This window comes from Clostridium fessum (assembly GCF_003024715.1).
Lineage (GTDB): Bacteria > Bacillota > Clostridia > Lachnospirales > Lachnospiraceae > Otoolea > Otoolea fessa.
Window position 1 is genome coordinate 128332 of record NZ_PYLO01000002.1, and the last position, 11905, is coordinate 140236.

Consider the following 11905-nt stretch of genomic DNA (forward strand, 5'->3'; position numbering starts at 1 on the left):
TACAAAGGAATATCAAAATGGAACCATTTTACTATAATCACATGAACAAGAACCAGCAAGCCGCCTACCGCGCCATGCAGCAGGGGCTTACCAATCTCTCCGACGAATTTCAGATTCCGCGCCTGGAGGGAAAGGATTTAAGCAATGTATTTTTTGAACTGCGGCTCGATCACCCGGAGATTTTCTGGGCTTCCGGCTTTAAATATAAGTATTACCCAGATTCCCCGAACCTGATTCTGATACCGGAATACCTCTTTGACAAGGGCAAGATCCGCGAACATCAGAAAGCGATGGACGCCCGCGTCGAAAAACTTGCCCGCCCGGCAATGAAGCTGACTGAACTGGAAAAAGAACGCTATATCCACGATTTTATCTGCGAACACGTTCACTATGACAAATTAAAAAAGCCCTACTCCCATGAGATCATCGGACCTCTGGGACAGGGTGTCGGCGTCTGCGAGGGCATCGCCAAATCGGTCAAAATTCTTTGTGATACGCTCGGCATCTGGTGCATGATCGCGCTCTGCGGCAATAACCCTGAAAAGGGCATCAAATACCGCCATACCTGGAACATCGTCAAGATCGGGAAAACGTACTACCATCTGGACGCTACCTTCGACAACAGTCTCGGCAAATGCAGCCAGACAGGGGAGGAGATCCGCTACGATTACTTCAATCTCGACGACAAGGCGATCTTCCGCGACCACGAACCGCTCATCGCCCCGGCGCCTGCCTGCACGGACAGCGACCATTTCTATTATAAAGAAAAGAAGCTCTCCTTTACCAAACAGGAGGACGTTTACAAGCGCTCCTTACAGGCGGCCAAAAAAGGAAAAACACTGACGTTTCACTGGCGCGGCGGCTATCTGACAAAGGAAGTTCTGCGTGAACTGCTCGACCTAATCGAAAAAGCCGGAAAAGAGCGGCAGAAAACAGCCCTCATTAAGCTTAACTGGCCGCAGGCAGTTCTGCGCGTCCGCTACACCGATGAGGCCATCCAGCCGATTGTCACCATGGAGAAAGCAAATGAAGGGGAAGAAAACCCGGAAGGCACAGCGTCTTTATAGTTCGCTGTGCTTTTCCGCGGAGCATTTTTTGTGTCATAGGACGAAGTTTCCTATGACATGAAGATTCTAACAATCATAGAGATCATCTTCCAAAACCAGATCCTGATGTTTATCAAAGCTGCCTGCCAAAGGAGCTTATCCAGAAAGTTTTACGCTGTTTTTTTGCTATACGTCAATGATTAGGATGAAATTTCTTAGAATTTTTCTCAAAGGAACTATTGCTATAGTCTCTCTTTTACTTCCATAACTGGGCACACACCAACTCCAGTACACTTCCCGCGATACATCTCGCCTTGTCCGAGATCAGAAAACAGTTGGAAAGTTCCTCTTTTCTCGGATCAACATCTGCTACCTTGAAATGTTCCGTCACCAGATAACCATCCCGCAAAAGACCTCGCAGAATGCCCGTGATCTGTGTCTGAACCAGAAGTTTCGTTCCGTCCTCCTGCCAAATCTCCGCGATCGTGTCCCCGGCTTCGACGATATCACCGATCACACGCACATTTTTGAAAATACCAGCTGCCTGTGCGTGAATCACCCGCTCTGCACCGTATCCACCGATCACGCCCGGAATCCCCGTATTCGGGATTGCCGCACCCTCGCGGATAATTCGCCCCAGCCGGTGACCGCGCTTTGTCTCCACCACAACATCCACATCCTCACCTGCCGTAAAGCCCGGACCAAGTGCAATCGTGAGCGGTGCCATATCCCGGCGGGTTCCAAGATTTCGCTTTGCCAAAATCGCATCGATCACAACAGCCGGTTTCAGCGCTCCAATCGACACACCTTTCGGATCAATCAAAATCGGCACGCTATTTTCCTGCCAGACCGCTTCTGCCTCCTCATATCGATCAATCCGGACAGCACGAAGCCCCTCGACCTCAGTTGTTTTTGTATAAACCGCCTCACACAGAGCTACCTGTCGCCGGATCGCCGCCGGATTTTCAATCTCCAGCACCAGCACCCGAAGCCCTGCCGCCCAGAGCCGATGAATCGTTCCAGTTGCCAGGTCACCGCCGCCGCGCACAATAATTAAATCATCTCGTTTCATGAGGATGCCTTCTCCTATCTCACTTTTGTTACTATTATTTCCATTACCTGTTTATGCAGCTTCTTCTTCAAATAATTCTTTTGATTGTGTTTTCTGCTTTTAGAGTAATTCTTTTTACTGCCACACACACGACACCTTATCATAAACAGAAGTGTCTATCCGTCCGCTCCACTGCTCCCACTCTTCCGGACGCATCCGCCACGCAAGACCACAGCCGGCAGAAATCTCCCTCGGAAGTGGAATTAAACGTCCCGAAATGCCCGTTTCCATACATCGTTTTTCCCATTCCATCGCCGCCACAGTTGTCTGAAAGGACAGTACGATAAATGGATGTTTTTCTCTCATACTACCAATTTCTCCCCTACGCTTCTTCTGCCAGCGCCCGAACTGCTTCTGCTGCCCTCTCAATCTCCTCTTCCGTATTAAAATGCGAAAAACTGAACCGCACCACTCCCTGACCGACCGTTCCAAGCGCCCGGTGCATGAGCGGCGCACAGTGTGCCCCCGCGCGGACGCAGATGCCGTATTCTTCCCAGAGTGCATCCGCCACACGTGCCGAATCTTCCCCGGCAAGGTTGAGGGAGACGATCGGCGCATGACTTTTTGCCGCCGGATCTCCATACACAATGATGCCCGGAATTTCCTTCACCTGTTCGTAAAAACGGCGTGTTAAATCCCGCTCCCGTTTCTGCAATTTCTCGATCCCCTGATCCATCCGGTAACGGATGCCTGCTGCCAGCCCCGCCAGACCATGGACATTGAGCGTCCCGGCTTCGAGTGCCGTTGGCATTTCCTTCGGATGGTGTTCATCATAACTGTGAATGCCGCTGCCGCCAACCAGAAGCGGTTCCACCGAAAGTCCCGGCTTCACATACAGCCCGCCGGTTCCCTGTGGTCCCAGAAGCGCCTTATGCCCGGTAAAACAGAGCACGTCGATTCCGAGCTTCTGCACGGAAAACAGTTCTTCCCCTGCAGTCTGCGACGCATCCACAATCAGAAGCAGTCCATTCCGTTTAACAAACGAAGAAATATAGGAAAGATCCGTCACATTTCCTGTCACGTTGGACGCGCCGGTAATTACCACCGCACGCGTCTCTGGGCGCAGAAATGCTTCCAACTCTTCATATTTTAGATTTCCACGCGCATCCACACCCACAAAACTAAGCGTCGCTCCCTGATCACGCAGACGGTAAAGAGGGCGCAGCACCGAATTATGCTCACAGACCGTCGTGATCACGTGATCGCCCGGACGAATCAGCCCGGAAATGGCTATGTTCAGCGCCTCCGTTGCGTTTGCCGTAAAGGCAATCCGCGACGCATCTTCCGCATCAAACAATTCTGCTGCTGCCGCACGTGCCCCGTACACCAGTCTTGAAGCATGTAAGGTTGCCTCATGCGCGCCGCGCCCCGGATTTCCTGCGGTGCGAAGCGCCTCAAGGACTGCCTGTTCCACCTGCAGCGGCTTTTGAAGCGAAGTCGCCGCATTGTCCATATAAATCATGGTTTTACCACATTTCCAGCGCCCAGCATTTTTTCAGCGATGACATACATGTTGGTTACACCGCCGACTGCCAGCTTCTCGGTCAGACCATAGAAATTCAGGCAGGTGCCGCAGGTCAGGATCTCCACACCTTCTGCCTCCAGTGTCTTCAGATCCTCCAGCATCGGAGATCCTTCACAGGTCAGACTGGCTCCGCCGTTATAGAAAAGAATGGTTTTCGGCAAGTTGTCCTGCTGGGTCAGGGCAAATGTAAATGCCTTCAAAAGCGTCTTTCCAAGTTCCTCACTGCCCTCGCCCATCTTATCATTGGCAATCACAACCACGGTATCGGTACGGCTGTCCGGAATACAGGCTTCGCATCCGGCTCCTGCCTGTGCTTTTTCCTCTTCTGTCTGTTCACCCACCGTAAAGATAACCTGATATTCCTGATCCGCCAGCTTCTTTGCACTGCTCTGATAGCCCTTCTGCTCCGCCATTTTCGTCAGATTCTGAACTGCAATCTCATTATCCACCAGCACTTCCACCTGTCCGGCACCCGAAAGTTCCTCTATCGCGTGTTTTGCCTTTACGACCGGAATCGGGCATGCGTCTCCTCTTGCATCTACTTTCTTCATTTCTGTTTCCTCCTATCCTCGTACAAAAATTTCAACCTCTCCCGGTTCCGTGATCGTTCCCACGATCCGCGCCGGAAGCCCGACGTTCTGCAGCTCCTGTTCCAGTTTCTCCGCCTCATCCGGGGCAGCTGCCATCAGAAGTCCGCCGGAGGTCTGCGGGTCAAACAAGACCTCTTCCATTGAAAACGGTACATTTTCAAACTGCACCGCCGCCCCGACATGGTTGCGGTTTCTCTGTCCTGCCGCCGTGTATAAAAACGCATCTGCCGACTCACGTGCGCCCGGAAGCACCGGGATATGCTTCACATCAATCTCGCACGACAGCCCGCGCCCCATCATTTCATGCAGATGTCCCAGGAAACCGAACCCAGTCACATCTGTGCACGCGTGAACCGTGTACTTCCGGCTGATTTCCGCCGCTGTTTTATTGAGCGTCGTCATCGACTGTACCGCTCCGTCCATCTGCTCTTTTGTCACTTCTCCGACGCGGTTTGCCGAACAAATCAGCCCAACACCCAATGCCTTTGTCAAAATCAGGCGGTCGCCCGGCTGTCCGGCATCATTGGCGTACAGCTTTTTCGGATTTACCAGTCCCGTCACGGACAAACCGTATTTCACGCCCGTGTCCGCAATCGAGTGACCGCCCGCGAGAATGCCGCCTGCTTCTGCCACCTTCTCCGCGCCGCCCTGTAAAATCTGTCCCAGAACATTCAAATCCATTGATTCCGGAAAACACACCAGATTCAGCGCCGTCTTGACCTCACCGCCCATCGCGTACACGTCGCTCAGCGCATTTGCCGCTGCAACCTGTCCAAAAATATACGGATCGTCCACCATCGGCGGGAAGAAATCAACCGTCTGTACCAGCGCCAGCTCCTCCGTAACCTGATACACTGCCGCATCGTCCCGGCTGTCATATCCGACTAAAAGATTCGGATCCTTCTCGCCGCGCGGTAGTTTTTCCAAAATGCGGCTTAAAACACCGGCTCCCAGCTTCGCCGTACAGCCGCCGCCCGTACAAAATACAATGTCCTTTTTCTCACTCATTTTTCTCACCCCTGATTTCGTTCTGTTTCTGAAAAGGAAGTTAAAATTCCCTGAATTCCGTAGCTATGTTTCAGGATATCCAGTACCTTTCTGCCATCCTCCCGGCGCTCTGACGTGTCCGCCTGGTTCAGAACCACAAAAAACGAACGCCCCGATATATCTTTTCTGGCACCGTTTTCGCTACCAAGAAGCCACGCCAGAAGTTCTGGGGTCAAAGGCGTATCTTTCGAAATGGGCACTTCTTTGAGCAGTCTTTTTCCTTCTTTGGGATAAGCTGCGTCCCCATACTCGCACACATCCCTGTTCCACGCCTCAATCGCCAGTTCCGCCCGAAAGCACACCTCCCCCAGCGGACGATACAGGGCACTCAGCCCCGCAACCGCCAGCACGATATCGCTCTGCGGCAGTATCACCGGCTCATACGCCGCCGGAAATTTACACGGAAGACATTTCGCGCCATCCGCCTCCAGAAATGTGATATCTGCATCCGAAATCCACTCGCTTCGAATCGATTCTGGCAGAATTGTCAATTTTTCGTGTGGGGCTGGGGTTCCGGCTACGACATAGGTTCCCTGCTGCCAGAGACGATCGCGCTCTTTTCTGGCATTCTCCCACGCGGTATTTTCTTCCTCATTTACCACAATCCACGGCACATTTACCGGCTTCCGAATATGCGTCGTCGTCGCCGTCAGCACCCGCCATCCCTTCGCCGTGCAGTACGCCGACAGCGCATACAGAAGCGTCGTCTTTCCGCCTCCGCCAATCAGCGAGACCACGTGTCCTTTTTCACGTAAGAAAGGAAACTTCTGATCCCAGTCCATCACCGCAGCTTCTCTTCCCATTCCTTCTCCCGAAATCCCGTTAAAACAGTATCTCCATCCACAATGACAGGGCGTTTTACCAACATCCCATTGGTGGCAAGCAGCTTCAACTGTTCGTCCTCGCTCATCTGCGGCAGCTTATCCTTTAACTGCATTTCCTTATATAGCATCCCGCTCGTATTGAAAAATTTCTTGATCGGCAGCCCGCTTCTCGCTTGCCACTTCTTCAATTCCTCATACGTCGGATTTTCCTCCACGATATGGCGCTCTGTATATGAAATTTCCTGTGCATCCAGCCATTTTTTCGCTTTCTGGCAGGTACTGCATTTTGGATAATAAATAAACAGCATCGTATTCCTCCTTTGTGAGTATGCTTGCTATTATACGGCACCTTCTATTTTAAATGCGACCGTTCTAAACAAAGCATTTTACCTTTTTAAATTACCTACAGAAATTATACCCAGACACCAGAAAGATTGCAAGGGATGCCTGAAAATGATACAATAATAATATCTGTAACTATATTCAAGTCGAACGTCCGTGAGACTTGGCGCGTGATCCTGGTCAGCGAAGCTGACATATTCCTATCAGGATCACTGCGTATCCTCGCGGAGCGTTTATCTTAGTCGGAGACAAGGCTTCCACTGAGACAAATTTGCTATTACTCACCACCTGAAGAGGTGGGAGTCTTCTCGACTGAGATAACCCCCCTCTTTTATACCAACAGGGAAACACATTCACCCAAAAATTATTATAAAAATATCCACTATGAAAGAAAAAATATTTAACATCATCCAGATCGGCGACAAGAGCAACCGTATCAGCCGTGCATTCGATATTTTCATCACCTTCACGATCATCTGCAATATCATTGTCACGTTTCTGGAAACATTTGATCAATTAACATCCTTCGGTGGTCTGTTTACCATGCTGGAACATGCCAGTGTCCTGATTTTCTGTATTGAATACGCGCTGCGCATCTGGACTGCCGACTATCTCTATCCAGAAAAAACGCCGGGACGCGCCCGGTTCTGCTTTCTCATTTCCTTTGATGGAGTGGTGGATCTGCTGACGATCATCCCGGTCTTTTTTCTGTCGGGCTTCATCATTTTCCGTATGCTGCGCGTGGCGCGGATTTTCCATCTGTTCCGGCTCAATGCGAAATACGACTCGTTCAACATCATTACCACCGTACTCTATGAAAAACGGAACCAGATCATTTCCTCTGTGTTCATCGTCATGGTGCTGATGCTGGCGAGCAGCATGTGCATGTATAGTGTCGAGCACAACGCTCAGCCGGACATTTTCCGCAATGCATTCAGCGGCATCTGGTGGAGTATGTCCACGCTGCTGACCGTCGGTTACGGCGATATTTACCCGGTCACAACACTTGGGCGCGTGATGGCGATTTGCATCGCCTACCTCGGTGTCGGTGCCGTCGCGATCCCAACCGGTATCATCAGCGCCGGTTTCGTCGAACAGTACCAGCGCAAGAGCAGCCTGTCCAGCATGAAGGACGCGGATATTCAGGAAATTGCCGAGGTTTTCGTCGATAAACGGTATGCCGGAAAAACCATTGAAGAGATGGAAGAAGAGCAGAATATCAAGATATTTCTGGTGCTGCGCGATGATCTGTCGGTGCTTCCGCAGAAAAATATGGTTTTGAAATTAAATGATATTGTGATTATACGAATAGAAAATGAAGCATAATCAAACTTATCATCAAACATTTTTTTATGAACGTGAAAAAGAATGTGCCTTGGCACATTCTCGCGCCGAGCGCGGTCGCTTGCGACATGTTTCTGCTTCGCGCGAGTGCGCATCATTGGCACGTTAGTGCCTTTTTGTGTAATAGGGAATTCCAAGGAATTTCCTATTACACAAAAAGACTGCCGTCCAAAGTTTCTCTCTCTGGACAGCAGCCTTTTCTTTCCTTCAAAATCAGCTTCTCAGCTCAATTCCATACGTCTTATTCAGCTGTTTCAGCACTTTCTTGACATATCCGTCAACGGTATCTGCCTTGAACGCCTCTTCCTTCGGAGTGAAGAGAACGGTAAATGCCATCGATTTCTTATCGGCTGCGATCTGTCTGCCCTCGTATACGTCGAACAGACTAACATCCTTGACGTAAGCACAAGCCTCGCGGATACAGCCCTCAACCTGTCCGCAGGTGATGTCTTTGTCCATAACCAGCGCCAGATCACGTTTTTCCTCCGGGAATTTTGGAAGCGGCTCAAATACTTTGGCTTTTCCATACCATTTCTCCAGCGCTTTCATGCTGATCTCCAACACATACGCATCTTCGCGCATTGCCTCTTCCTTCATGATCTCATATTTTACCTTACCGAGGTAACCAATCTCCTCGCCCTCGCAGAAGATCGCTGCGGTCTGATACGGATGCAGGAACGGTTTCTCTGCTTTTTCATAGTTAAAAGTAATATTTAAAACATCGGCAACTGCCTCTGCCATTCCCTTTAAGGTAAAGAAGGACTCTTCCTTACCAAATGCACCGATGCACAGCGTCTCCCGCTCTTCCGGATATTCCGTCAGAGGCAGGGACTTCGGAATAAATGCATTTCCAATCTCGAAGATACGTCCCTCGAAGATGCCTCTCTTCTGGTTGCGTCCCATCGCATGAATCATCTGCGGTGCCAGTGTTGTTCTCATCAGGGACAGATCCTCGTTGATCGGATTCATGATGCGGATCGCCCTGCGCTCTGGCGCGTCCTCTGCAAATCCCATTTCATCCAGATCCGACGGGGAGAAGAAGGAATAGTGGATTCCCTCAAATGCGCCAACACTGCACAGCGTTCTCTTTACTTTCAGAATTGTTCTCTGACGCAGGTTGCTTCCACCGATCGTCACCTTAGCGCTCGGCAGGAAGGTCGATGTGATGTGATCGTAACCATACATACGGATCACTTCCTCGGCAACATCCGGGTAATCTTCCATATCCTCGCGGTATGCCGGGAAATGCATGATCAGCTCGTCGCCGTTGATCTCCGGCTGGAAGTTTAAGCCAGTCAGGATGCGTAAAATATCCTCGTCCGGAACGGTAATACCCAGAACAGCGTTTACCTTCTTAACACTTGTCTTGAAGGTGGTCGGCTCTAAGGAGTTTCCGGTATTTACATTTTTATGGGTCTTGGAAATCTTACCAGCTCCCAGCTCCTCAACCAGGTGCAGGGCACGTTTCATCGCCATCTCGGTTGTGTACTCATCGACGCCCTTAGAATATCGCTGGCTCGCGTCGGATCCCTGTCCTAATGCACGGGAGCTTCTGCGGATGTTGTCACGGGCAAATTTAGCTGCCTCGAACATCACTTCCGTCGTGGTATCACGGACCTCAGAATTTAAACCACCCATGATTCCGGCAAGTGCTACCGGCTTTTTGCCGTCGCAGATAACCAGATTGTTCGGATTTAAGGTAAATTCTTTCTCATCCAGCGTCACGATCTTCTCGCCCTCGGCCGCGCGTCTTACGTTGATCGCATTGCCCTCCAGATAATCGCAGTCAAACGCATGAAGCGGCTGACCTAACTCACGCATGATATAGTTTGTAATATCAACAATATTGGAAATGGAATTATTCCCTACCAAAGCCAGACGTCGTCTCATCCATGCCGGGGACTGACCCAGTTTTACGTCATATACATAGTGTGCAATGTAACGCGGGCAAAGATCCTGTGCCTCTACCGTTACGTTGAAGCCTTCTTTCTCAACTTCTGTCTCAGTGTAATCCAGTGCCGGTGTCTTGAGCGGCTCGCCCAGTGCGGCGGCAACCTCTCTTGCCAGACCGAAAATACTCTGGCAGTCCGGACGGTTTGCCGTGATAGAAACATCGAAGATCCAGTCATTTAAGCCAGTCAGCTCTTTGACATCCGAACCAATTTCCGCATCCTCCGGCAAAACCAGCAATCCGTTGTAACCAGCACCCGGATACAGATCCTCGTTTAAGCCAAGCTCGGTACCGGAACACAGCATACCCTGGGACTCATAACCTCTCAATTTACCCTTTTTAATGGTAGCCACGCCCTCGATCGTCACATGATCTTTTGCAGTTGCATATACTTTCGCGCCAATCATGGCAACTGGGAATTTTCCGCCAGCTTTTACATTGTCAGCGCCACAGCAGATCTGTAAGAGTTCCGGACCACCTACATTGACCTGGCACACATGAAGATGTGTTTCCGGAATCGGCTCACAGGAGTCAACATAACCAACGACGATGCCGCTGATATCCTTGCCAACCTGCCATTTTTCTTCTACCTCAAATCCACAGTCAAAAAGCTTCTTCTCCAGCTCATCTGCGGAAATATTAATATCTACATAATCTTTTAACCAGCTTAACGGTACAAGCATTTCTAATCCTCCTGTCCTGATCAGTCATCGATCTGATCCAGCACACGCAGATCAGATTCAAAAAGCATCTTGATGTTGTTGATGCCGTATTTCAGCATTGCGATACGCTCCAGACCCAATCCGAATGCGAATCCACTGTATTTATTGGAATCAATGCCGCAGTTTTCCAGTACCTTCTTATTTACCACACCAGCGCCGAGGACCTCGATCCAGCCTGTTTCCTTGCACAGACGGCAACCCTTGCCGCCGCACTGGAAGCAGCTTACATCGACCTCAACAGACGGCTCCGTGAACGGGAAATAGGACGGACGAAGTCTCGTTTTTGTCTGCTCACCGAAAATTCTCTGAACAAACATATCCAGCATACCCTTTAAATCACACAGGGTGATGCCCTCATCAACAACCAGACCTTCCATCTGGCTGAACATCGGAGAATGGGTCGCATCATCGTCAGAACGGAATACTTTACCCGGGGAAACAACCTTGATCGGCGGTTTTTTCGCTTCCATGACATGAACTTGTCCAGCCGATGTCTGGGTACGGAGCAAGAATTCCGGAGACAGATAGAATGTATCCTGCATATCGCGCGCCGGATGATCCTGCGGTGTATTTAAAGCTGTAAAGTTATAATAATCGGTCTCGATCTCGGTTCCCTCATATACCTCAAATCCCATAGAGGTGAAGATATCCGTCAGCTGATTGCGGACCGTCGTAACTGGATGCAGATTACCGTAACGGATTTTAACCGGCGGCATCGTGATATCAATCTTCTCCGATTCATAGCGCTGCTGCTGCTCTTTCTCTTTTAATTTCTGATCCAGCTCGTCAAAGAAATTGTTTGCCCACTCCTTGGCGCCGTTGATAGTCTTACCAAATTCCGCTTTCTGGTCATTGGCAACATTGCGCATTTCTTTCATCAGCAGACCAATTCTGCCCTGCTTATTATCCAGAAAGGTCTTCTTAAACTCATAGACACTCTTGGAAGTCGTCAGAGCATCCGCACCCTGGCGGATTTCCTCTTTGATCGCAGTGATCACTTCATTCAGTTCTTTTAAATCCTGCATGATTTCTCTCCTTCTATTACTTTTGTTGCTTTTTATCTTGATATTGCTTTAACTTGTGGACACAAATTTGTGCATAAAGGATGTTCTCTGGCACATTCGGGCGTCTCGCGCGGTCGCTTGCGACATGACATAAAAAAATCCCTTCGCACAAAACGTGCAAAGGGACGATCATATCTATACCGCGGTACCACCCAGCTTCCTGTCGGCAGGTCATTTTTTCGTCTGCCACAGACACTTTCCGGTATGTAACGTACACCAGACGGCAATGCCTACTCTAAATTTCAGCAATGCAGCTCCCGTGGGAAATTCGGATATCTGTCTGAACGGGAAAAGGCTCACAGCCGCTGACCTCTTCTCTCTGACCGGAAACAGTATCTT

Annotated in this window: 11 protein-coding genes; 2 read left to right on the forward strand and 9 right to left on the reverse strand. The window is 50.0% G+C overall.

All coding sequences use genetic code 11. The features are described from left to right. The first annotated feature begins 17 nt into the window (after positions 1–17). Entirely contained in the window at positions 18–1067 is a 1050-nt protein-coding gene (locus C7U56_RS05640; protein WP_107000532.1) for a transglutaminase domain-containing protein, read from the forward strand. Between the two features lie 235 nt (positions 1068–1302). Here C7U56_RS05640 and yqeB read toward each other — a convergent pair whose 3' ends face one another. The 7 genes from yqeB to C7U56_RS05675 all read right to left on the reverse strand — a co-directional run bounded on the left by yqeB (position 1303) and on the right by C7U56_RS05675 (position 6451). Then, on the reverse strand, positions 1303–2118 hold the full coding sequence (gene yqeB / locus C7U56_RS05645; RefSeq protein WP_107000533.1) for a selenium-dependent molybdenum cofactor biosynthesis protein YqeB: 816 nt from the start codon (positions 2116–2118) through the stop codon (positions 1303–1305). A gap of 114 nt (positions 2119–2232) precedes the next feature. Continuing rightward, positions 2233–2463 (reverse strand): putative Se/S carrier protein, encoded by a 231-nt coding sequence (locus C7U56_RS05650; RefSeq protein ID WP_107000534.1) that lies wholly within the window; start codon positions 2461–2463, stop codon positions 2233–2235. 16 nt (positions 2464–2479) lie between these two features. Beyond that, positions 2480–3619, reverse strand: a complete 1140-nt coding sequence (locus C7U56_RS05655; RefSeq protein WP_107000535.1) for an aminotransferase class V-fold PLP-dependent enzyme — start codon at positions 3617–3619, stop codon at positions 2480–2482. Then, on the reverse strand, positions 3616–4233 hold the full coding sequence (gene yedF, locus C7U56_RS05660; RefSeq protein ID WP_022359082.1) for a sulfurtransferase-like selenium metabolism protein YedF: 618 nt from the start codon (positions 4231–4233) through the stop codon (positions 3616–3618). Before yedF ends, C7U56_RS05655 begins: the two co-directional genes overlap by 4 nt. A 12-nt stretch (positions 4234–4245) precedes the next feature. Continuing rightward, positions 4246–5280: a selenide, water dikinase SelD gene (gene selD, locus C7U56_RS05665; RefSeq protein ID WP_107000536.1), complete on the reverse strand. Its 1035-nt coding sequence runs from the start codon at positions 5278–5280 to the stop codon at positions 4246–4248. 5 nt (positions 5281–5285) lie between these two features. Beyond that, positions 5286–6122 (reverse strand): selenium cofactor biosynthesis protein YqeC, encoded by an 837-nt coding sequence (gene yqeC, locus C7U56_RS05670; RefSeq protein WP_233430201.1) that lies wholly within the window; start codon positions 6120–6122, stop codon positions 5286–5288. Beyond that, on the reverse strand, positions 6101–6451 hold the full coding sequence (locus C7U56_RS05675) for an arsenate reductase family protein (RefSeq protein WP_022359085.1): 351 nt from the start codon (positions 6449–6451) through the stop codon (positions 6101–6103). Before C7U56_RS05675 ends, yqeC begins: the two co-directional genes overlap by 22 nt. 418 nt (positions 6452–6869) lie before the next feature. Here C7U56_RS05675 and C7U56_RS05680 point away from each other — a divergent pair, with 418 nt between their 5' ends. Further along, entirely contained in the window at positions 6870–7811 is a 942-nt protein-coding gene (locus C7U56_RS05680) for an ion transporter (RefSeq protein WP_022359086.1), read from the forward strand. A gap of 231 nt (positions 7812–8042) precedes the next feature. Here the strand turns inward: C7U56_RS05680 and pheT are convergent, their stop codons facing one another. Together pheT and pheS are read right to left on the reverse strand one after the other, a co-directional pair. Beyond that, positions 8043–10463 carry a phenylalanine--tRNA ligase subunit beta gene (gene pheT / locus C7U56_RS05685; RefSeq protein ID WP_107000538.1) on the reverse strand — a complete coding sequence of 807 codons (2421 nt, stop codon included), beginning with the start codon at positions 10461–10463 and terminating at the stop codon, positions 8043–8045. Positions 10464–10483: 20 nt separating this feature from the next. Further along, a complete protein-coding gene (gene pheS / locus C7U56_RS05690) occupies positions 10484–11527 on the reverse strand; it encodes a phenylalanine--tRNA ligase subunit alpha (RefSeq protein WP_022359088.1) in 1044 nt (347 codons plus the stop codon). Positions 11528–11905: the final 378 nt, after the last annotated feature.